At 61.5% G+C, this 22,453-nt stretch carries 20 protein-coding genes; 4 read left to right on the forward strand and 16 right to left on the reverse strand.

From position 1 onward, the window contains the following. Positions 1-25 precede the first annotated feature (25 nt). The 3 genes from C5L13_RS24440 to C5L13_RS24450 form a co-directional block, all read right to left on the reverse strand. Positions 26-694 (reverse strand): methionine ABC transporter permease, encoded by a 669-nt coding sequence (locus C5L13_RS24440; RefSeq protein WP_105385884.1) that lies wholly within the window; start codon positions 692-694, stop codon positions 26-28. Continuing rightward, entirely contained in the window at positions 684-1,721 is a 1,038-nt protein-coding gene (locus C5L13_RS24445) for a methionine ABC transporter ATP-binding protein (RefSeq protein ID WP_105385993.1), read from the reverse strand. Before C5L13_RS24445 ends, C5L13_RS24440 begins: the two co-directional genes overlap by 11 nt. 345 nt (positions 1,722-2,066) lie before the next feature. Next, a complete protein-coding gene (locus C5L13_RS24450) occupies positions 2,067-3,470 on the reverse strand; it encodes a GH1 family beta-glucosidase (RefSeq protein WP_105385885.1) in 1,404 nt (467 codons plus the stop codon). A gap of 185 nt (positions 3,471-3,655) precedes the next feature. Between C5L13_RS24450 and C5L13_RS24455 the strand changes: the two genes are divergently transcribed. Beyond that, a complete protein-coding gene (locus C5L13_RS24455) occupies positions 3,656-4,582 on the forward strand; it encodes an HD-GYP domain-containing protein (protein WP_105385886.1) in 927 nt (308 codons plus the stop codon). A 13-nt stretch (positions 4,583-4,595) separates the two neighbouring features. Here C5L13_RS24455 and C5L13_RS24460 read toward each other — a convergent pair whose 3' ends face one another. From C5L13_RS24460 to C5L13_RS24490, 7 genes are all read right to left on the reverse strand, one after another. Further along, positions 4,596-5,768 carry a Gfo/Idh/MocA family protein gene (locus C5L13_RS24460; RefSeq protein WP_105385887.1) on the reverse strand — a complete coding sequence of 391 codons (1,173 nt, stop codon included), beginning with the start codon at positions 5,766-5,768 and terminating at the stop codon, positions 4,596-4,598. Positions 5,769-5,819: 51 nt separating this feature from the next. Next, entirely contained in the window at positions 5,820-6,233 is a 414-nt protein-coding gene (locus C5L13_RS24465; RefSeq protein ID WP_105385888.1) for a DUF2442 domain-containing protein, read from the reverse strand. Beyond that, positions 6,226-6,453 carry a DUF4160 domain-containing protein gene (locus C5L13_RS24470; protein ID WP_105385889.1) on the reverse strand — a complete coding sequence of 76 codons (228 nt, stop codon included), beginning with the start codon at positions 6,451-6,453 and terminating at the stop codon, positions 6,226-6,228. The genes C5L13_RS24465 and C5L13_RS24470 overlap by 8 nt, the downstream gene beginning before the upstream one ends. A 67-nt stretch (positions 6,454-6,520) precedes the next feature. After that, positions 6,521-7,573 carry a sugar phosphate isomerase/epimerase family protein gene (locus C5L13_RS24475; RefSeq protein WP_105385890.1) on the reverse strand — a complete coding sequence of 351 codons (1,053 nt, stop codon included), beginning with the start codon at positions 7,571-7,573 and terminating at the stop codon, positions 6,521-6,523. An 81-nt stretch (positions 7,574-7,654) separates the two neighbouring features. Continuing rightward, complete coding sequence (locus C5L13_RS24480; protein ID WP_105385891.1) at positions 7,655-8,602, reverse strand: substrate-binding domain-containing protein; 948 nt, start codon at positions 8,600-8,602, stop codon at positions 7,655-7,657. 85 nt (positions 8,603-8,687) lie between these two features. Continuing rightward, a complete protein-coding gene (locus C5L13_RS24485; protein WP_105385892.1) occupies positions 8,688-9,689 on the reverse strand; it encodes an ABC transporter permease in 1,002 nt (333 codons plus the stop codon). After that, positions 9,689-11,212 carry a sugar ABC transporter ATP-binding protein gene (locus C5L13_RS24490; protein WP_105385893.1) on the reverse strand — a complete coding sequence of 508 codons (1,524 nt, stop codon included), beginning with the start codon at positions 11,210-11,212 and terminating at the stop codon, positions 9,689-9,691. Before C5L13_RS24490 ends, C5L13_RS24485 begins: the two co-directional genes overlap by 1 nt. Before the next feature lie 325 nt (positions 11,213-11,537). Here C5L13_RS24490 and C5L13_RS24495 point away from each other — a divergent pair, with 325 nt between their 5' ends. Further along, the gene (locus C5L13_RS24495; RefSeq protein WP_105385994.1) at positions 11,538-12,974 is read left to right on the forward strand and encodes a pyridoxal phosphate-dependent decarboxylase family protein; all 1,437 of its coding nucleotides are present in this window, start codon (positions 11,538-11,540) and stop codon (positions 12,972-12,974) included. 119 nt (positions 12,975-13,093) lie between these two features. Here C5L13_RS24495 and xylA read toward each other — a convergent pair whose 3' ends face one another. From xylA to C5L13_RS24520, 5 genes are all read right to left on the reverse strand, one after another. After that, positions 13,094-14,404, reverse strand: a complete 1,311-nt coding sequence (gene xylA / locus C5L13_RS24500; RefSeq protein ID WP_105385995.1) for a xylose isomerase — start codon at positions 14,402-14,404, stop codon at positions 13,094-13,096. A 172-nt stretch (positions 14,405-14,576) separates the two neighbouring features. Then, on the reverse strand, positions 14,577-16,031 hold the full coding sequence (xylB, locus tag C5L13_RS24505) for a xylulokinase (RefSeq protein ID WP_105385894.1): 1,455 nt from the start codon (positions 16,029-16,031) through the stop codon (positions 14,577-14,579). Positions 16,032-16,126: 95 nt separating this feature from the next. After that, positions 16,127-17,149, reverse strand: a complete 1,023-nt coding sequence (locus tag C5L13_RS24510; protein WP_105385895.1) for a LacI family DNA-binding transcriptional regulator — start codon at positions 17,147-17,149, stop codon at positions 16,127-16,129. Positions 17,150-17,297: 148 nt separating this feature from the next. Next, positions 17,298-18,878: a DHA2 family efflux MFS transporter permease subunit gene (locus C5L13_RS24515; protein ID WP_170117318.1), complete on the reverse strand. Its 1,581-nt coding sequence runs from the start codon at positions 18,876-18,878 to the stop codon at positions 17,298-17,300. Between the two features lie 18 nt (positions 18,879-18,896). Next, complete coding sequence (locus tag C5L13_RS24520) at positions 18,897-20,111, reverse strand: HlyD family secretion protein (RefSeq protein WP_170117323.1); 1,215 nt, start codon at positions 20,109-20,111, stop codon at positions 18,897-18,899. 133 nt (positions 20,112-20,244) lie between these two features. Between C5L13_RS24520 and C5L13_RS24525 the strand changes: the two genes are divergently transcribed. Continuing rightward, entirely contained in the window at positions 20,245-20,946 is a 702-nt protein-coding gene (locus tag C5L13_RS24525) for a TetR/AcrR family transcriptional regulator (protein WP_105385897.1), read from the forward strand. A gap of 94 nt (positions 20,947-21,040) precedes the next feature. After that, positions 21,041-21,796, forward strand: a complete 756-nt coding sequence (locus tag C5L13_RS24530; RefSeq protein ID WP_105385898.1) for a TerC family protein — start codon at positions 21,041-21,043, stop codon at positions 21,794-21,796. A 36-nt stretch (positions 21,797-21,832) separates the two neighbouring features. Here C5L13_RS24530 and C5L13_RS24535 read toward each other — a convergent pair whose 3' ends face one another. Next, positions 21,833-22,378, reverse strand: coding sequence for a glutathione peroxidase (locus C5L13_RS24535; RefSeq protein WP_105385899.1), 546 nt, complete (start codon positions 22,376-22,378; stop codon positions 21,833-21,835). Positions 22,379-22,453: the final 75 nt, after the last annotated feature.

Below are 22,453 nucleotides of genomic sequence, written 5' to 3' on the forward strand. Positions count from 1 at the left end.
TCTTGGGAGGCTGGTATTTCGAAAATCAGGTCTTGCGGTTGCGCTTGTCGAAGCGTCGGGCAAGCGCGTCACCCGCACTTTGCACGAGTTGCACGAGCACGATCAGCACCACCACGACGGCGAGCATCACTTCCGGCATGAAACGCTGGTAACCATAGCGGATGCCGAGATCGCCCAGTCCCCCGCCGCCGACCGCGCCGACCATCGCCGAATAGCCGATCAGGCTGACGATCGTCATGGTGAAGCCGAGCGTGATGCCGGGTTTTGCTTCCGCCAGCAGCACCTTGAAGACGATCTGCAGCGGCGTCGCACCCATGGCGCGCGCAGCCTCGATCAGCCCCTTGTCGATCTCGCGGATCGCTGCCTCGACGAGGCGCGCGAAAAACGGAATGGTAGCAATCGTCAAAGGGACGATCGCCGCATTGGTTCCGATCGAGGTGCCCGTCACGAGCCGCGTGAAGGGAATGATCGCCACGACCAGGATGATGAACGGGGTCGAGCGCGCCGCATTGACGATCGCGCCGATGACGCGGTTGCTGACCGGCGCCGGGAAGAGTTCCCCCTTGCCGCTGGTCGCCAGGAAGACGCCGATCGGCAGGCCGACGAGCGAACCGAGAAGCCCGGCGATCGCCACCATCTGCAGCGTCTGCAGGAGCGACTTCGAAAGCAGGCTGAAGAGCATATCAGGCGACATAGCCGAGCACCTCCGTCTGCAGGCCGGTTGCGGTATAGAAGCGATTGGCGCGTTCCAACACGGCGGGATCGGCCGGATAGGCGACGACCAGCGAACCATAGGGCTCGCCGGCGATCTCCTCGATGGAGCCGGCCAGGATGTTGACGTCGGCGCCGAGTTCGGCGACCAACCGCCCGGTCAGGGGTTGGAAGGCCGTCGAACCGAAGAAGATCAACCGCACCAGAACGCGGTCGCCGATCGACGGCTGCGGCTTCAGCTTCGACCCGACCCATTCCGGCAGCTTGGTGCCGAGTGCGGCGGAAAGAAGCGAGCGCGTCGTCTCGTGCTTTGCGCCGGTGAAGACGTCGAAGGTGCGCCCCGCTTCCACGATCTTGCCGCGGTCGATCACGGCGACGTCGGAGGCGATCGTCTTCACCACCTCCATTTCATGGGTGATGAGCAGCACGGTGAGACCGAGCTCCGCATTGATCCGTTTCAGGAGGTCGAGGATCGACTGGGTGGTTTCCGGGTCGAGCGCCGAGGTCGCTTCGTCGGATAGCAAGAGCTTCGGCGACGTGGCGAGCGCCCGGGCAATGCCGACGCGCTGCTTCTGACCACCGGAAAGTTCCGCCGGATAACGCTTGGACTTGTCGCCGAGGCCAACGAGATCGAGAAGCGGCGTCACCTTGTCACGGATCGACTTGCCGTCAAGGCCGGCGATTTCCAGCGGCAGTGCGACATTTTCGAAAGCCGTGCGCGAGGACAGGAGGTTGAAATGCTGGAAGATCATGCCGACCTGGCGGCGCAGGTCGCGAAGGCCGGTTTCCGAAAGCCCGCCGACCTCGATACCATCGACGACGACGCGGCCCGAGGTTGCCTTTTCGAGGCCGTTGACGAGGCGGATCAGGGTGGATTTGCCGGCGCCGGACCGGCCGATAATGCCGGTGATCGCGCCGCGCGCAACCGAGAGGTCGACGCCGTCAAGCGCGGTGAACTGGTTCTCATCGTCGGTGCCGAAACGCTTCGTCACGGCTTCGAAGGAGACCATTGGCGGAGCAGCATTCGGCAATGGTTCGGGCGGCGCCGATAGGCTGCCCGCCTGCGCTTGCTGCACTGTCTGGTTTGTCGGGTTCATTTGAGAGCTCATTTCAGCCGCGCAAACTGGCGCAGCTCAGGTCACGGAAAAGGATATGCTGCTGCTCAGCAACACATTCGACGTGTGAAGCGCCGATCTACCATTCTCCAGGGCCCTCTTTCAACGACTGATATAGAAGCCTGCCATGCGGCGGCTTGTCGCTTTATCGCATTGCGACGCAGCAAATGCCGAGGAAAGAAATTCTAGCGGATTACTATGCATTAAAAAATGTATGCCGGGGACGCCGGCCCGACCGGTTCAGGCAGAAGACTTGCCTGATTTCGCCGTTCGCACCGCACCAGAATTGCCTTTTGGAAACTCGGCCGCGAGATCGCGATACCACTTGCCGCTTTTCTTGATCGTCCGTTCCTGAGTTTCGTAGTTCACGTGGACGAGCCCGAACCGCATCCGATAACCTTCCGCCCATTCGAAATTGTCCATCAGGCTCCAGGCGAAATAGCCCTTCATCGGATAGCCATCCGCAATCAGATCGGCCACCACCGAAAGATGCTGGACGTAATAGTCGAGACGCGGCTGGTCATCCACCTCACCGTTCACCGGCTCCATGTTGTAGCTCGCGCCGTTTTCGGTGATGTAGCAATCCGGCAGGTCGTAGCGGCGGTAGAGGTCTTCCACCAGCAGCTTCAGGCCCGGCGCATAGACCTCCCAGCCGATGTCGGTCTTGACGTCGCTGGCGCGCTTCGCCTCCACCGTCCAGGGGAAATCGCCCTTGCGTTCCGCATCGTCGTGGACACGCAACGGCGTGTAGTAGTTGAGGCCCCACCAGTCGAGCTTCTGGCTGATGATCTTGAGGTCGCCCTCCTCGACCGCCGGCATGCGGTCCCCGAGCGCTTCCAGGAATTCCTTCGGATATTCGCCCTTGAAAACCGGATCGAAAAAGGCACCGTTGTGGAACTGGTGAGCGCGTTCGCCCGCGGCGAGGTCGGCAGGGCTGTCGGAGCCCGGAATGACGGAATTGGCATTGATGACGATGCCGACGGGCACATTCGGCGAGACCTGGCGGATCGCCTCGACGCCAAGTCCGTGGGCGAGATTGACGTGATGCATGGCGTGAAGGGCGGCCTGCATGTTCTTTTCCCCCGGCGCATGGATGCCGTAGAGATGGCTGAGCCAGACGATGCACCACGGCTCGTTGAAGGTTGCGACCGCGTCCAGACGATCGCCGAACCGGTCCATGACCACCTTGGTATAGCGCTGGAAGGCGTGAGCCGTGGAACGGGCAGCCCAGCCGCCCTCGCCCATCAGCGACAGCGGCAGGTCCCAATGGTAGAGCGTCGCATAGGTCTTGATGCCGCGCGCCTTAGAGCCGTCGATCAGCCGGTCATAGAAATCGAGGCCCTTTTCGTTGATCGGGCCCGTACCCTCCGGAATGATGCGCGGCCAGGCGATCGAGAAACGGTATGCTTCGACGCCCATCTCCTTGATGAGATCGAGATCCTGTTCCCAGCGATTGTAGTGATCGCAGGCGACGTCGCCATTGTGGCCCTGATAGACCCGGCCGGGCATGTTCGAGAACGCATCCCAGATCGACGGCTTGCGGCCATCGGCCTTGGTCGCCCCCTCGACCTGATAGGAGGCGGTTGCCACGCCGAACAGGAAATCGCCGGGAAAACGGGAGGCGAATTTTTTCGGATCGGTCACTGGCGGCCTCCTGTTTTACCGTTGGCGGCACTCGCCGGCCGGGAACTGTGACGTTGCAGTAAATCCCCGGGATGAAATGTCAATACCGATCGCCCGCCGCAAAAGGCAGCGCTCCTCTTAATTAGAGTGATCTTAAGATGTCGTGACTATCGTGATTTTTCCTGGAGAGGAGGAGACATGCGTTAATGCTGCGCATTCCGAAAAGCATGCTTCGAAAGGGAATGTATATCGAGGCAGTGGAATGTCCGACAACGGAGTTCTCACTGCGGCGTTTCCTGCTTCAATCGGATGAAGTCCTGCGGTCGATCCTCAATTCCTCGGCAAGCCACCTTCTGGTCAATTGTGCGAGAAGCACTGTAAAAATCGATAGTTTGGGAGGGCGGCCGGACCTTGCCGATCCCGACCGGCCCGACCCATCGGTCAAAATCGCAGACCGGGTGGCGGTGAGGCAGGAAGTCTCCAAGGCGACAGAGGCGCTGCGGGAAGAATTTCGTCTTATCATTTCCGGAAGGGTCGACTTGAACCGCCTTGGCCCGACAGCCATGGAGATCGGCGCCAGTCTGGAGGCCTCACCCGATATCTTTCTCGAAGTGACGCGGCTCAAGAGCAAAGACGAGGGAACCTATGTGCACTCTCTCGCCGTCAGCGCGCTGATGACGCATCTTGGCCGACTGCTGGAACTGGACGCCAAAACCATCGAAGCGCTCGGAATTGGCGGGCTTATCCATGACGTCGGCAAGATCCATGTTCCCAACGCCGTTCTGCGCAAGCAGGGACCTCTGACGCCGGGGGAGATGAAAGCCATCCGCAGCCATCCCGAGAGTGGTTTTCGGTTTCTCAAAGAGCATGGAGAACAGTCGCAGATCGTCCTCGACATCTGCCGCCATCATCACGAAATGCTCGATGGAAGCGGATATCCCGCCGGACTGGCAGGCGATCAGCTGAGCCTGCCAATCCGGATTTGCACGGTTTGCGATGTGTTCGATGCCCTGACGAGCCCTCGGCCGTACAAACACGCATGGACCAAATCGGATGCCCTCGCCTGGATGTACGAACAAGGGCATCTCTTCGACAGGACGCTGGTTATCCGGCTCTCCTCGATATTCGAGTGAGAGGCGGGTCGCCTCACACCTTCACCCAGGCTCCGTTCTTCCTTGACGAGGCGACGCAGGCCTCGATAAAGGCAACCCCCTTCACACCGTCATCGACGGTCGGATAGATGACATCCTTGTCGATCTTGCCACCCTTCTTCCTCGCGTTGATGGCGCGAGCGGCTTCCGTGTAGATCGTCGCAAAGGCTTCGAGATAACCTTCCGGATGGCCGGATGGGATGCGGCTGACCCGAGCGGCCGCAGCACCGGCACCCGCTCCGGCGCGAGTGAGCAGGCGCTTCGGCTCGCCGAAGGGCGTGAACCAGAGATAGTTCGGATCGGCCTGTACCCATTCGATGCCGCCCTTGCTGCCATAGACGCGGATCTTCAACCCGTTCTCATTGCCCGGGGCGACCTGGCTGCACCAGAGCATGCCCTTGGCGCCGCCTTCGAAGCGCAACATCACATGCGCGTTGTCATCGAGCCGGCGGCCTTCCACGAAACTGTCGAGATCGGCGGCGAGGCTTTCGAGCGTCAACCCGGTGATGAAGCAGGCGAGGTTATAGGCATGCGTGCCGATATCGCCGGTCGAACCGCCGACACCGGACTGGGCGGGGTCCGTACGCCAGACGGCCTGCTTGGCGCCGGTCTGCTCGACCGCCTCCGTCAGCCAGTCCTGCGGATATTCCACCTGCACCACGCGAATTTGTCCGAGATCGCCGTTCTGGATCATCTCGCGGGCTTGGCGCACCATCGGATATCCGGTGTAGTTGTGGGTGAGGATGAAGAGCGCATCGCTCTCGTCCGCCACCTTCTTGAGCTTCCTGGCGTCGGCAAGGTTCGATGTCAGCGGCTTGTCGCAGATCACATGGATGCCGCGACGCAGGAATTCCTTGGCCGCGTCGTAATGGACATGGTTCGGCGTGACGATCGAGACCGCTTCGATGCCGGTCTTCAGCTTGGCCTCGCGGATCGCCATCTCCTTGTAGCTGCCATAGGTGCGGGACGGATCGAGCCCGAGATCACGGCCGGATGCGGCAGTCTTTTCCGGCGTCGACGAGAGCGCGCCCGCGACGAGTTCGAACTGGTCGTCCAGCCGTGCCGCCATGCGATGCACCGCACCGATGAAGGCGCCCGCGCCGCCACCCACCATGCCGAGCCGAATGCGCGGCTCGCGCGCCTGTTCGTCCTTGCCTTCGATTGCCATGATTGTTCTCTCCTCGAAAAGATAATTTCTCTCTCAACGGCAGAAATACCGTCAGTTGGTTTTGGCACTCTTTGGGGGCCGCCCGCCCTTGGCGCCATTGACTCGGCTTGCCGTTGTCTTTGCCAGCGATTTCGATTGCCCGCCCCTGCGCTGAGCATCGATGAAGGCCCGGCTGCCGAAAACACCACTCATGAGGCCGGAAATCGAGTAATCCACATCGAGGCCTTCCCAGTGCAGACCGGTTTCTCCCAGAAGCACCACCTCCGCCAGTTGTTCATCCGTCGCTTCCGTCAGCCCCTCCAGCGAGCGGGCCGGCACCATGAAAGCAGCGCCATTGGCAAATTCCACGACGATACGGCCAGATGGCATATCGAAGCGGACGGAGAGGGGAATTGGCCTCTGCCTCCGTTCGGCCCCCCACCGTTGCTTGGCCTGAGCAAGTTCGGCATCCGTGATTTCAACCATGGTACTTCCTCCAGGTTTGCTGGAATAACTCCCGGTTTTCCTCGATCACCGCGACCGCACGCCGGACATCCGCGTCCGACATGCCGCCTTGGCTCAAAACTTTCAGCGTCGCGATGTCGATGCGCGCTTCGCCGTCACCATAGACATGAACGTGGGGAGGTTCGTGATCTGCCGTGTAGATGACAAACCGCAGCCCATGTTGGCGGAGAATGGTAACCATGCCATCAATAACCCAACAAGTTAGGTTTCTCAAGCATGGATCGCGTCGCCTCTTTTCAGTTTCAGTCTTAAAGCCCCAGCATCCGCCGGTTGGCCGCCTCGTCGGTGCCGCCACTGGCGAAATCGTCGAAGGCCTTTTCGGTGACGCGGATGATATGCGCCTTGACGAACTCGGCGCCTTCACGCGCGCCGTCCTCCGGATGTTTCAGCGCGCACTCCCACTCGACCACGGCCCAGCCGTCGAAATCGTTGGCGGCCATCTTGGAGAAGATCGAGCCGAAATCGACCTGACCGTCGCCCGGCGAGCGGAAACGTCCGGCGCGGCCGACCCAGCCCTGGTAACCGCCATAAACGCCCTGCCGGCCGGTCGGATTGAACTCCGCGTCCTTGACGTGGAACATCTTGATCCGGTCCTTGTAGATGTCGATGTGGTCGAGATAGTCGAGGCACTGCAGCACGTAGTGCGACGGATCGTAGAGCATGTTGGCGCGCCGATGGTTCTTCACCCGCTCCAGGAACATCTCGAAGGTGACGCCGTCATGGAGGTCCTCGCCGGGATGGATTTCGTAACATACGTCGACGCCGCAATCCTCCGCGTGGTCGAGGATCGGCGTCCAGCGCTTCGCAAGCTCATCGAAGGCCGTCTCGATCAGACCGGCCGGCCGCTGCGGCCACGGATACAGGTAGGGCCAGGCAAGCGCGCCGGAAAAGGTCGCATGCGCCTTGATCCCGAGATGCTTCGAGGCCGTCAGCGCCATCTTCACCTGCTCGACAGCCCATTGCTGCCGGGCCTTCGGATTGCCGCGCACTTCGGGTACGGCAAAACCATCGAAGCCCTCGTCATATGCCGGATGGACGGCAACGAGCTGGCCCTGCAGGTGCGTCGAAAGCTCCGTCACCTCGATGCCGTTCTGGCGGGCGATCCCGGCAAATTCGTCGCAGTAGTCTTTGGAGGTCGCGGCTTTCTTCAGATCGATAAGCTGGCCGGCCCAGGTCGGCACCTGCACGCCGATATAGCCCTTCTCCGCCGCCCATTTGGTAATCGCATCCCAGGAATTGAACGGCGCGGCATCCCCCGCGAACTGACCGAGAAAGAGGGCGGGGCCCTTGATCGTCTTCATGATTTTACTCCTGGGAATGGCTGCAAGAATGACGGACATGAAAAAAGGCGCGCCCTTCCGAAGAGCGCGCCTTGGTGATGATCAGAACGGAGAATCCGGGAAGTAGAACTGCTCGGCATTTTCCTTGGTGACGAGCGTCGCATCGAGGATGTATTCGCCGCTGACCGGAACCTGGTCATAGAAATGCGCGGCGGTAAGCTGCATGGCGGTTGCCACCATCGACGGCGGATAGAGCACGTCGACCGGGATCATCTTGTCGCCGTCCATGACGCGCTTGACCATGTCCTTGGAGCCGGCGCCGGCAACGACATACTGGATGTCGGTGCGCTTGGCCTGCTGGATGGCTTCGAGAACGCCGACCGCCATGTCGTCGTCCTGGCACCAGACCACGTCGATCTTCGGATATTTGGTCAGGTAGTCCTGCATGACGCGGAAGGCGTCGTCGCGGTTCCAGTTGCCGTACTGGCGCTCCAGAACCTTGACACCGGAACCGGCGATACCCTTGTCGAAACCGTCCTGGCGCTGCTGATCGATCGGGATCGGCAGACCGCGGATGACGACGACCTGGGCGTTCGGCGTGGTCTTTTTGATATATTCGCCGGCGACCTGGCCAAGCGCCGGGTTGTTGCCGGCCACATAGAGGTCACGAACCGAGTTGTCGTTGTTCGACGGTGCACGGTCGACGAGAGCGACGAAGGCGCCCGAATCCTTGACCTGCTGGATGGCGTTGACGAGCGGATCCGGATCGGTCGGCAGGATGACGAGGCCGTCGATGCCCTGGACTGCAAGATCCTGCACGGCATTGGCCTGGCTTGCCGGATCCGGTGAGGTCTTGACGATGACGTTGAGGCCCTTGTGCTCCTGCATCAGAAGCTTGGCAACGCGTTCGGCATGGAACACGACACCTGCCGTCCAGCCATGGTCGGCCGCCGGAATGGAGACGCCGATCGTCACCTTCTTGTCCTGGGCATAAGCGGTGCCGGCAAAAGCCATCGCAGCTACGGCCAGGCCTAAAATTCCCTTGCGCATGTTTCTCTCTCCCACTGTTATCAGGGTCTCATCCTGGAAGGACGGGCGCGACCCGGTGCCCGGCCAATCTCCTCATCTCACTGCCTCACTTGCGCATCAGCGACCGCTGCACCAGCATGGCGATGATGATGATCGCCCCCTGGATCGCGCCGATCAGATATTCGCTGACGAAATTCGAAAGCAGCATGATATTGCCGACGATTTCGAGAATGAAGGCGCCGCAGACCGTACCCCAGATGCGGCCCACCCCGCCGCGCAGCGCCGTACCGCCTACGACCACCGCTGTGATCGCCTGCAACTCCCACAGAATGCCGGTCGTGGCAGACGTGGAACCGAGGCGCGGGACGTAGAGCAGCACGGCGACTGCGACGCAGAGGCCCTGGATGACATAAGCCACCGTGCGGACCTTGTTGACGGATATGCCGGAATAGCGCGCCACGTCCTCGTTCGACCCGACCGCGATCACATGCCGGCCGTAGCGGGTGCGGTAGAGCACGAAGGCGGCAATGGCCGCGGTGACGAAGATGATGACGATCGGCACGGGCACGCCGGCGACCGAACCGAAATAGACCGGCCGGTAGAGCGCCTGCAGTTCGCGGTCGCGCAGCGTGATGGCGCCGCCCTGGGAGAGCCATGTGGTGAGCCCGCGATAGATGCCCATCGTGCCGAGCGTGGCGATGAACGGTTCAATGCGCCCGATCGTGGTGATCAGCCCGTTTGCCAGCCCACAGGCGGCACCCAGCGCGATCGTCAGCAGCATGCCCGTAATCAGGAGCAGCATCGGATCGGCAATCGTCCCGGAATTCAGAAACAGGATCATCAGGCTCGCCACGAAGGCGACCATCGAGCCGACCGAAAGATCGAGCCCGCCGGACGAGATCACATAGGTGGCGCCGAGCGCGATGATCGCGATGAAGGCACTGCGGGTGATGACGTTGAGGATATTGGCGACGGAAACGAAATTCGGATTGGCGAAATAGCCGAGCACCAGAAGAAGTGCGAGCGCGATGAACGGCGCAATCGCCGCCATATCCCAATCCTTGGATGTCTTCGGTGCCTTTGTCGGTTCGGTTGCAACGGAACTCATCAGGCGGCCTCCCCCGTCTTCACGCCCGTCGCAAGCTGGACGATCTCATTCTCGTTCATGTGTTCTCCCGTCACCTCGCCGACGATCCGGCCGGACCGCATGACGAGGATGCGGTCGCAGATGCCGATCAGTTCCGGCATCTCGGAGGACACGACGATGATCGAACGCCCCTCCTCCGCCAGCCTGGCAATGAATTTGTAGATCTGTTCCTTGTTGCCGATGTCGATACCACGCGTCGGCTCGTCGATGATGACGATCGAAGGGTCGAGCATCATCATCTTGGCAAGCAGAAGCTTCTGCTGATTGCCGCCGGAGAGCTGACCGGCAAGGATATCCTTCCGGCCGGTGCGGATGTCGAAATCCTGGATCGCCCGGTCGAGCGCCTCGCTCTCCCGTTTCCGGTCGATCTGCAGCGCCCCGACGAACTTGCCGAGCGAAGAGAGCGTCAGGTTGACGCGCAGGTCCTTGGTGAGCAGCAGACCCTTTCCTTTCCGGTCTTCGGAAAGGTAGGCGATGCCGGCCTTGAGGCTGGTATGAACGTCGCGGAAATCGACCGGCTGGCCGTTGAGGCGCACGCTACCGCGGCTCGGGCGAAGACCGACCAGGCCTTCCATCAGCTCGGTGCGCCCGGCGCCGACAAGGCCCGCAAAGCCGAGGATTTCACCCTTGCGAAGCTCGAAGGAAGCATCCTGCGCATAGCCGGGGACATTGAGATGTTCGACCTGCAGAACCGCTTCGCGCGCCTGCCCGGCATGCCGGTCGGGATAAAGCTTCGCCACGTCGCGACCGACCATCAGGCGCGCCATGTCGGCCGGCTCGAGTTCGCTCGCCGGATGTGAGGCGACGAGGCGGCCATCCCGCAACACCGTGACGCGGTCGGCGATCTCCTTCACCTCCGGCAGGCGGTGGGAAATGTAGAGCACGCCGACGCCCTTGGCACGGATGTCCTTGATGACCTTCAGGAGCGCCTCGGTCTCGTGCGGTGTCAGGGAGGCGGTCGGCTCGTCGAAGATGACGATACGGTGCGGTACCAGCAGCACGCGGGCAATCTGCACGATCTGGCGCTGGGCGATCGACAGGCGCGAGACGATCGCATTCGGATCGATATCGCCGCCGAGGTCACGGATCGCGCGCGCCGCGCCTTCATTCATGGCGCGATCGTCGATGAAGATGCCCTTGTGCAGTTCACGGCCAAGATAGATGTTCTGCGCGACGGTCAGATCCGGCGCGAGCAGGATTTCCTGATGCACCAGCACGATGCCGCGATTTTCCGCGTCGACCGGGCCAGAAAAGCTCACCACCCCGCCGTCCATGCGGATTTCGCCGCGAGTGGGCGGCTGATTGCCAGCAAGGATTTTCATCAGGGTGGATTTGCCGGCGCCGTTTTCGCCGATGATCGCGTGCACCTCACCGGGACGGACGGTGAGGTTGATGTCCTTCAGGACCTCGACGATACCGAACGTCTTGGAAAGGCCGGTGGCCTCCAGCAACGGCACCGATGGGTTGGCTTCCGGTACCGTCATGGACAGTCACTCGACGAGCCGCAATCCGCGATCCCGCACCGGGTCACGGCCGAACCGCCCGCGCTTTTGAAAACAACGAACTGCACCTAAATTTCCTCCCGAGAGCGACGCTAACCGAGTTTCTGAGGTACGTAAAGCAGGTTTATGCGATTTCACACCATGCCCGCCCGGTCTGCAACCAGTGATGCAGCCGCGACTTGTCCACCACCCTGCAACTACCTCGAATTACTTAGAGAGATCGCGGGCAATTCAACCGGCGAACGAGGGTCCGCAGAGTTTCCCGACGGAGACGACGATCAACGATCGGTGTATGCTTTCCGCAGAAATGGTTTCGGGAGCGACGGCGGTGACGACTGAGAGACTGTTTTCAATGGCGGCACGCCTTGCATCGAATTTTCGAGCATCGGTTCTCAACCGCCCTCACCGGCCCGCACGCGACTATGCGGCATCGGTCGAGGCTTTTTCGGAGGATTTGCCGAAGCTCGGAACCGATATGGAAGACGTTCTGGCGCTGCTTGCCGAAAAGGCGGATCCAGGCCTTCACCTTATGGCCGGGCCACGGTTTTTCGGCTGGGTGATCGGCGGATCCCATCCGATGGGCGTTGCTGCGGATTTCCTTACCAGCGCCTGGGGACAGAATGCCGGAAACCACACCGCCTCGCCCTCGGCCGCTGCCGTCGAAACCATCGCGGCCCGCTGGTTGCTCGACGTTCTTTCCCTTCCGCCGGGATGTTCGGTCGGTTTCGTGACCGGTGCGACGGTTGCCAATTTCACCTGCCTTGCAGCGGCGCGAAGCCAGGTGCTGCGACACGCCGGCTGGGACGCGGATGCAAAAGGCCTGTTCGGAGCGCCGCCGGTCTCCGTGCTGATCGGAGATGACGCCCATACCACGGTCTTCTCCGCCCTCCAGTTTCTGGGGCTCGGGCATGATCGCGTGGTCCGGGTAGCGACCGATGAGCAGGGCAGGATCGACAACGCGTCCTTCGCCCGCTCGATTGCCGAAGTGGACGGCCCGGCGATCGTCATCCTGCAGGCCGGGCAGATCAATACCGGCGCCTTTGACGACTTTGCCTCGCTTATACCGCTGGCGAGGAGCAAGAACGCCTGGATCCATATCGACGGCGCATTCGGTCTCTGGGCGCAGGCCTCGTCGAAAACGCGTCATCTTACTCCTGGAGTGGATCAGGCCGACAGCTGGGCGACCGACGGCCACAAATGGCTGCAGACCCCCTATGACAGCGGCTATGCGATCGTCAGGGACGAAACTGCGCATCGGCGCGCCATGACGATTGCCGCGAGCTACCTGCCGCTCGCAAACGACGAGGAGCGCGACCCATCCCATTATGTGCCGGAGCTTTCCAGGCGGGCTCGAGGGTTTCCCACATGGGCGATGATGAAGCATCTCGGCCGAGACGGTATCACCGCACTTGTCGACAACGCCTGCGACGCGACGGCCCTGCTGGCGGAAAGATTGTCGGGCGAGCCGGGAATAGCCGTCATCAACGAAGTGGTCCTCAATCAGCTCATCCTGCGTTTCGGCAGCGACCTGCCACCCGAACAGGGTGATCACCTGACGAAGAACACGATTTTCAGGCTGCAGCAGGAAGGATCGATGTTTGCCGGCGGGGCGAACTGGCGCGGCAGGCAGGTGATGCGCCTTTCGGTCATCAACTACCAGACGACACCCGATATCGCATCGGAGGTGGCCGAGACGATCATCAGGACCTACCGTGCCGTCAGATCCCGCCAGAACTCCGCGTGAGACATTCGTCAGCAGCAAGCCTGTTCAGGCCCCTCCGCCATTGAGATCCGGATGACCGGTGCGAAAAGGCCCAAGCTCCGGAAAGCCTGGGCCTTGCTGTTCATGAAAGCGGCGAAACGTCAGACGTAGCGGTTGACCACGTTTTCCAGATATTCCTGCCGGCCCGAGACGGGCTCCGGATTGATGTTTTCACGCTCGACCTTGGCGGCGATCTCGTCGAGCTTGTACTCGCCACGCAGCATCTTCTGCGCTTCCGGGCTCTCCCACTTCGAATAACGCGCATCGAGCGGCTTCGAAAGCGCGCCGTCCTCGATCATCTTCGCCGCTGCCTTGAGACCGCGGGCGCAGCAGTCCATGCCGCCGATATGGCCGATCAGGAGATCCTGCGGATCGAGCGACTGACGGCGAAGCTTGGCGTCGAAGTTGGTGCCGCCGTTCTTGAAGCCGCCGCCCGAAAGGACGTGATAGTAAGCGAGCGCCATTTCCGGCACGTTGTTCGGGAACTGGTCCGTATCCCAGCCCGACTGGTAGTCGTTGCGGTTCATGTCGATCGAACCGAAAATGCCGAGCGCATTTGCGAGCGCCAGTTCATGTTCGAAGGAATGGCCGGCCAGGATCGCATGACCCTGCTCGATATTGAGCTTCACCTCGTTTTCCAGGCCGTTCTTCTTGAGGAAGCCATAGACCGTCGCGACGTCGTAATCGTACTGGTGCTTGGTCGGCTCCTGCGGCTTCGGCTCGATCAGGATCGTGCCTTCGAAGCCGATCTTGTGCTTGTATTCGACGACCAGGTTGAGGAAGCGGCCCAGCTGGTCGAGCTCGCGCTTCAGGTCGGTATTCAGCAGCGTCTCGTAGCCTTCACGCCCGCCCCAGAGCACGTAGTTGGCGCCGCCGAGGCGCTTGGTGGCATCGAGGCAGGTCTTCACCGTCGCAGCCGAGTAGGCGAAGACGTCGGGATCGGGATTGGTTGCAGCACCCGACATGAAGCGACGGTTGGAGAAGAGGTTCGCCGTGCCCCAGAGGAGCTTCACGCCGGTGTCGGCCTGCTTTTGTCCGAAATAGTCGACGATCTCGTTGAGGTTCTTGGTGTTTTCCGCGAAAGTCTTGCCTTCCGGGCGCACATCGGCGTCGTGGAAGCAGTAGAACGGCGCGCCGAGCAGCTGATAGAACTCGAACGCGACGTCGGCCTTCAGCTTCGCCGCCTGCATCGTGTCCTCGAACCAGGGCCGCAGGAAGGTCTGACCGCCGAAGGGGTCGCCGCCCGGCCAGGTGAAGGTGTGCCAGTAGGCGACCGCAAAGCGCAGGTGATCTTCCATGCGCTTGCCGCCGACGATCTCCTCGGGATTGTAGTGACGGAAGGCCAGCGGATTGGTGCTTTCCGGTCCCTCGTATTTGATTTTGGCGATATCGCCGAAAAAGCCTGTGCTCATGGTGGTTTCTCCTTGGGTATTCAAATTGTTGTTCATCGGATGGAGGCCCCCTCATCCGCCTGCCGGCACCTTCTCCCCGCTGGGGAGAAGGGATTTGCGGCAACGTCTCCGTCCCCTTCTCCCCTCGGGGAGAAGGTGGCCCGAAGGTTCGGATGAGGGGGCCTCCTCCATCTCATTGCATCAGCGACCGAACCGCCGGATAGGCGGCGCGATAGCGCGCATAGGCAGCCTCATAAGCCTCCGTCAGCCCCGAAACCGGCTCGATGGTCTGGTCGGTCTTGGGCGCCGAGCAGACGGCGAGCGGATCGGCGCCGGTCGCAGCGATCAGGCCGAGGCGGGCGGCCCCGAAGGCGGCGCCGAAATCGCCGTCGGCCGGGATGTCGACCGGCACGCCGAGCGACGTCGCAATCGACGCCAGCCAGTAGCGCGAGCGCGAACCGCCGCCGATCGCCGTCACGCGGGAAATCGAAGTGCCTGCGGATTTCAGCGCTTCGAGATTGTCGCGGATCGCGAAGGTCACGCCTTCCAGCACCGCCTGGGTCAGCGCCGCGCGCCCGCTTTCGTGCCCGAGGCCGATGAAGGAACCGCGGATGACGGCATCGTTGTGCGGGGTGCGCTCGCCGGAAAGATACGGCAGGAAAGTAACGCCGGTCGGTGCCTTCAGCGTGTAGCCCAGCTCCTCGGCAAGCTCGGCGGCGGACCGGCCGGCGATATGCGAATACCAGTTGAGTGCATCGGTGGCGGAAAGGATGACGCCCATCTGGTGCCAGGTCTTCGGCAGCGCGTGGCAGAAGGCATGCACCGCACTTTCCGGTTTCGGCAGATAGGATGCGTTGGCGGCAAAGAGTACGCCTGATGTGCCGAGCGAAACAAACGCGTTGCCGGCCGCGACCGTACCCATGCCGCAGGCGGATGCTGCATTGTCCCCTGCCCCGCCGGCAATCACGACGTCGGTCCCCATGCCCCAGGCCACGGCCAGTTCACCGCGCAGTTTGCCGGCCTGCTCCGTGCCCTCGACCAGCGACGGCATCTGCTTTTCGGAAAGACCGGTGGCCGCAAGAAGCTCCGACGACCACTTGCGTGCGCCGGTATCCAGCCAGGAGGTGCCGGCCGAATCCGACATCTCCGAAATATGCTCGCCCGCCAGCCAGAGGCGGAGATAATCCTTCGGCAGCAGCACCTTGGCGATCTTGGCGAAGATTTCCGGCTCGTTGTTCTTTACCCAGACGAGTTTCGGCGCCGTGAAGCCCGGAAAGACGATATTGCCGGTGATCTTGCGAAAGCGCGGATCTGCGTCGAGCGCCGCGGCTTCTTCATACGAGCGCGTGTCGTTCCAGAGGATGCAGGGCCTGAGCACCTTGTCCTCGGCATCGAGAAGCGTCGCGCCGTGCATCTGGCCGGAAAGACCGATGCCCTTTACCGCCGCGAGCTCCTTCGGGAATTTCTGCTTGAGGCCTGCAACGGCCTCTTCCGTGGCGCGGATCCACTGGGCCGGATCCTGTTCCGACCAGCCGGAATGCGGCCGCGAGACGTCGAGCGAGCCGCTTGCCGAGCCGATGATCTTCTGATCACCGTCGATCAGCATGGCTTTGACGCCGGAGGTGCCGAGATCGAGTCCCAGATACATGGTGTTTCTCCTAAACTCCGCCGCCTTCGCGGCTCTTTTTTTGTTTGCAGCGCATCTTTCCGAAACCGCTTCACGCTTTTCAGATGCGCCGGCGCTCAGGGCAGATTGTCTTTCAAGAAAATGTCGATGCGGATGCGCTCCTGCGCCGCGATCACGGGCAAGCCGTCCGCCTTGGCTTTCAGCACGCGGATGGCGCTGCGGACTTCGTGTCCGGCATCCTGGTTCAGCACGGCGTCGATGACGCCATCGCCAAGCGCGGAACGCGTCGAACCCGTGAGCTCGTGGGCGATCACGACGGGCTGCTTCACATCCGCCTTCTGGATCGCCCGGATCAAGCCGCGATTGCCGCCGCCGAGACTGTAGATGCCTGCGATATCAGGGTGGCGGCGGAGCGTATCGGCGACCATCCTTTCCGCAAGCACCGCATCGTCGCGCCCTTCCAGCACCGGCAGGATGACGATGTTGGAATAGTGGTCGCTGATGACGGCCGAAAAGCCCTCCAGACGCTCCCGATGGTCGCGGACCAGCATGGAGCCCGCCAGCACTGCGACGGTCGCGTCGCGACCGATCAGGAACCGGCCCATCAGGCTACCCGCCGTACGACCGGCGGCGATATTGTCTATCCCCGCATAGTGATCGCGCGACGAATCCGGCAGATCCGAGACCAGGGTGACCATCGGAATGCCTGCCTCGCGGAGGCGTTCGGCCATGGCCCGGACTTCCGGCGCATCGACGGCGATGAAGGCGACGCCGGCCGGCTTTTCGGCCAGCACATTCTCCAGCGCGGCAACGAGGGCCTCAGGATCGAAAGGCGGAACATCGACGATGCGGATACGGGTCCGCTCTGCGCTTGATCGGGCAATGGCCCCGCGCACTTCCTCATGCAGGCCGATCATGAAAGAGTTGTCGTTTTCGGGAAGGATGAAGATGAAGGAGTAGGTTCGACCCTTGGCCAGATTTGCGGCGGCAAGATCGCGCACATAACCAAGCTCAACGATCGCCTCTTCCACCTTGGCGCGCGTTACGCCGCGAACGCCGGGCCGGCTGTTGAGAACCCGGTCGACGGTCGCAAGGCTGACGCCCGCGCTTTTCGCGATGTCATGCACTGTGGGCTTCATGAACTCCTCCGCGAAGAGGTCGTAGCTCAATTTTTGAGGTACGTAAATCAGAATTTCACAAGCGATGTTCGAAGCTCATGGAGTTACTCCGAACGAAAAAGGCCGTCGCTTGCGCGGCGGCCCTTTCCGGCGGTGGAATCTCTGGAACTTAGTGGCCTCCGCCTCCCGCACCGGCAGGGGCGGCAGGCTTGGCGATCAGGAAGACGAAGAAGATCAGGCTGGCGAAAAGACCGGTCAGCAGCAGGAATACGTCCATGAAGGAGAGCAGCCACGATTGCTGCGTGAGGATCCCCGAAATCTTCTGGAGCGCCACCGAGTTGCCGTCGAGCCCATAGGAATTGAAGTTGGCGCCGACGCTCTCCAGCCAGTCGAGAGCTGCCGGATTGGCGTAGTTCACGTGTTCGGCCAGCCGCTGGTAGTGTGCGTCGGAACGCTGGGTCAGCAGGGTGTTGATGATCGCGAGGCCAACCGCACCGCCGAGATTGCGGGTGAGGTTGAACAGGCCGGAGGCTCCCTGGATGCGCGAGGGATGCAGCGTACCGAGCGCGATATTGTTGATCGGCACCATGCACATCATCATCGACGCACCGCGCAGGATCTGCGGCAGGAGCAGTTCGTAGAAATCCCAGTCCGCCGTGATCCCCGTCAGCAGCCAGGTGCCGAGCGCAAATCCACCGAAGCCGATCGCCATCATCACCCGGAGGTCGAGAACGTTCGTGAGGCGCCCGACGATGGGGGCGGAAACGAACATGGCGATGCCCGAAACGAACATGGTCTCGCCGATCATCAGCGAGTCATAGCCCCGGATGCGGCCGAGATAGAGCGGGTAAAGATAGGTCAGCCCGTAGAGGCCGACGCCCATCACGAAGGAAAAGAGCGATCCGAAGGCGAAATTGGCGTTGCCGAAGGCCCTGAGGTCGACCACCGGGAATTCGATCTTGAAAGCCCGCCAGAAGAAGACCACCGCCCCGATGACGATGAACAGGGTGCCGATGACGATATGCTCGTCGCTGAACCAGTCCTTGTTGTTGCCTTCCTCCAGAACGTATTCCAGCGAGCCGAGGAAAAGGGCCATGGAGGCAAGACCCCACCAGTCGAACTTCTTCCAGAGCTGCATCTGCGGCTTGTCGAAATCGATCATGCTCCAGGCGACCGCGGTCACCAGGATGCCGGGAATGACGTTGACGAGGAAGAGCCAGTGCCACGAGAAGGCATGAGAAAGATATCCACCGACCGTCGGGCCGATGGTCGGCGCCAAGGTCGCGACGAGACCGATGATCGGCGAAACGATGCTGCGCTTCGACGGCGGGAAGATCGTGAATGCGGCTGCGAAGACCGAAGGGATCATGCCCCCACCGATGAAGCCCTGCAGCGCGCGGTAGACGATCATCTGTTCGATATTGGTGGCGGTAGCGCAGAGCACGCTGGCAATCGTGAAGCCGCCGGCGCAGATCGAAAAGAGTACCCGCGTCGAGAGGATGCGGGCGAGCGTCCCCGACAGCGGGATCATGATCACCTCGGCGATCAGATAGGACGTCTGCACCCACGCAACCTCGTCCGAGCCGGCGGAAAGACCGGCCTGGATTTCAGCCAGCGACGCCGAGACGATCTGGATGTCGAGGATCGACATGAACATGCCGAAGACCATCGCGAAGAAGGCGATGAGCTTGCGCCTGTCCATAGGTTGATCGGCGGGCATTGCGCCCGCCGCGGCCGTTGCGGTTGCCATGGCCGTTCTCCTTGATGGTTACTTGGCCGCGGCCACGGCGGTGGTGTCAGGTGCGGTACGGGTATCGACATCGACGACGACACTCAGCCCCGCACGCAGATGTTCACGCACCAGATCCTCCTTCGGGATCGAGATGCGCACCGGGACGCGCTGGACGACCTTGGTGAAATTGCCCGTCGCGTTTTCCGGCGGCAGCATTGAGAAGACCGCTCCGGAGGCCGGTGCGATGGATTCGACGGTACCGACGATCGGCTGGTCCTCGTAGGCATCGACATGCACGCGCACCTTCGAGCCGGGCTGCAGATGGCCGATCTGCGTTTCCTTGAAGTTTGCCTCGATATAGAGCTCGGTGAGCGGCACGAGCGACGCGAGCCGCTTGCCGGCGGAAACGAGGTCGCCGGTCTGGACCGCGAGGTTGCCGATCACGCCGTCATAGGGCGCCTTGAGCACGGTGAAGCTCAGGTCGCGGGCCGCCTGATCGCGGGCAAGCTCCTGGGTGCGGACCGTATTGACCGCTTCCTTGCGCTGCGCCTGCAGGAGGCCGATATTCGCGTCCGCGGAAGCGACCGCAGCCTGGCCGGCGACGAGATTGGCGCGGGCCTGTTCGAGAGCGATCTTTGCATTGTCGAGGTCTGCAGTGGTGCCGACGGATTTCGCGGCGAGCTCGCTGGCGCGCTTCTGGGTGATCTCGGCGCCCCGTACTGCCGCTTCCAGTGCGCCCTGCTGCGCCTTGGACTGCTCGAGCGCAGCTTGGGCCCCGACGATCTGGGCATCGATGCGCGCGATCGCCAGATTAGCGGATTCGATGGCGGCTTCAGCTTTTTCCAGGGCCAGTTTATAATCCCCGTTATCAAGGGTGACGAGGGGATCGCCGGCCTTGACGGACTGGTTTTCGACGACGTTTACTTTTGCAACGTAACCGGAGACCTTGGGGGAAATGACGGCGAGGTTGCCTTCCACATAGGCATCGTCGGTCGAGACGAGGAACCGACCGTCTGTCCACCAGTTGTAACCATACCATCCGGCGCCGCTGAGGAGGGCAAGCGCAATGATCGGCAACATATATCCACGCCGCTTCTTCTTTTCTGGCGCCTTCTCGGCAGCCGGCGCGGCGATCGCTTCTGCCGCGGGCTGCTCCGTTGTCGGCCGCTCCTTGAGGGCTTCGGCTTCGTTGGCGCCAATATCGTCCGTCGTTACGGCGCGCAATGCGCCGCCATTTTGAGAGGCCGTCATGTTCATGTACCGTCTTTGGGAGTTCAGCATTCCATCGAACCGTTCGGTTCAGTGAGCTTGACATAGACCTTTCGATGACACATATCAAGGGCAATCGAACCGCTCGGTTCGAAAAGGTTAAAAAAGGCATCAAATGGCCAGACAGATAACGAAACAGGAGAAATCCGATCCGGTTGCAGCCGGACGTTTCGCGGCGGGAGAAGATCCTGCGAAACGGGAACAGATCATCGACGGCGCAAGCCGGGTCTTCATGAAGCTCGGCTTCGACGCGGCGAGCATGAACGATATCACCCGCGAGGCAGGGGTCTCGAAGGGCACGATATACGTCTATTTCCAGAACAAGGAAGACTTGTTCGCGGCCCTCGTCGCCCGCGAGAAGGAGCGCATCACACTGCGGATGCGCGATATTCTTGCCGGCAGCGAGGAGGTCGAGGTCGGACTATATCGGTTCGGGATCAACTTCGTGGCGCATATCACCTCCTTGCAGGTGATCAACGCGATGCGGACCGTGATCGGCGTCGTCGACCGCATGCCGAGCCTTTGTCGGCAGTTCTTCAATTCGCCCTCGATGAACGTCCGCACCGTGCTGGACGACTTCATCAGGCGGCACGTGGCGCTCGGCAATCTGAACGTCGAACATAGCGATCTGGCTGCGCGCCAGTTCATCGACATGACGAGCGGCACGTTCTTCAAGTTGAGGCTGTTCGGCGATCTTTGCGACGCTCCTCCGCAGGCCGAAATCGATGAAGTCGTAAACGGCGCCATCAAGGTGTTCATGGCTGCCTATGGCATTCATGACACATCCGTGATCGCAAAAGAGACCGAGCAGGCCTGATTTCGGCGGTTGTCACGCAACCGCCCCTTGTCTTCCCGCTGCCGATCCTTAAATCGGCAGGCGATCATCTTTTGCGATTGAAAGGGAAGACTGGATGGATATTGCAGCGCTTGTAGCAGACCCGGCGGCCTGGGTAGCGCTCGTTACACTTGTGATCATGGAAGTCGTGCTCGGCATCGACAACCTGATCTTCATCTCCATCCTCACCAACAAGCTTCCGGCAGAGCACCGCGACAGGGCTCGCAAGATCGGCATCGGGCTCGCGCTGATCATGCGCCTCGCCCTGCTCGGCACGATCGCCTGGATCGTCCAGTTGACCAATCCGCTCTTCGAGCTTTTCGGTCATGCCTTCTCGTGGAAGGACATCATCCTGATCGCCGGGGGCCTCTTCCTCGTCTGGAAGGCGACAAAGGAAATCCACCACAACGTCGATCCGGAGGATCACAAGGAGGATATGGTAGGCGGTACGGCCAGCGTGTCTTTCGCAGCCGCCATCGGACAGATCCTCCTCCTCGATCTGGTCTTCTCGATCGACAGCATCATCACCGCCGTCGGAATGACCGAACACCTGCCGATCATGATCGTCGCAGTGGTCGCGGCGGTGACCGTGATGCTGGTGGCGGCAGCACCGCTTGCCAACTTCATCGAGAAGAACCCGACGATCGTGATGCTGGCGCTCGGCTTCCTGCTGATGATCGGCACGACGCTGATCGCCGACGGCATGGGCTTCCATGTGCCCAAGGGCTACGTCTATTCGGCCATGGCCTTCTCGGCGCTGGTCGAAATCTTGAACATGGTCGCCCGCAACGCCCGCCGGAAGAAAAAGGCCGGGCAGCAGACGCTGCACTGAAAAACGCGGATACGAAAGGGCGCCACCTGGCGTCCTTTAATTCTTCGCCAGTTCCCGATCGATCGCCGCAACGAGACGGCTGTCTTCCGCTGTAACGTCGGGGGCGAAACGGGCGACGATCTGGCCATTGCGGCCGATCAGGAATTTCTCGAAGTTCCAGAGGATCTCGGCATCGTCTAGAACCTCCATGGCGAAGCCGCGCAGGCGCTCTTTCATCGGACCATCGCCGGTGGTCGCCACGCCCGAGCCCGTAAGCTCCTTGTAGAGGGGGTGCTTGCCTTCGCCCTTCACCAAGATTTTCGAAAAGATCGGAAACTTGACGTCATAGGTCAGCGTGCAGAATTCGACGATCTCTGCGTCGGTGCCTGGCTCCTGTCCCTTGAAATTGTTGGCCGGAAAGGCGGCGATAACGAAACCCCGCTCCCGCTTGTCCTCATAGAGATTTTCGAGCCCTTCATACTGCTTGGTCAGACCGCATTTGGAGGCGACGTTGACGATCAGAATGACTTTGCCTTTGTGCTCCGCAAGCGTCGTTTCCCGGCCGTCGGCCAGTTTGACTGGAACATGCAGTACCTGCGTCATTGATCGACCTCCTTCACACGGCTGTTCGCTGCCGCCAAACTATCTTCCCGGTCCGGGTTGTCCAGGGCATAAACC

Source organism: Neorhizobium alkalisoli, from assembly GCF_002968635.1.
In the GTDB taxonomy this organism is placed as follows: domain Bacteria; phylum Pseudomonadota; class Alphaproteobacteria; order Rhizobiales; family Rhizobiaceae; genus Neorhizobium; species Neorhizobium alkalisoli.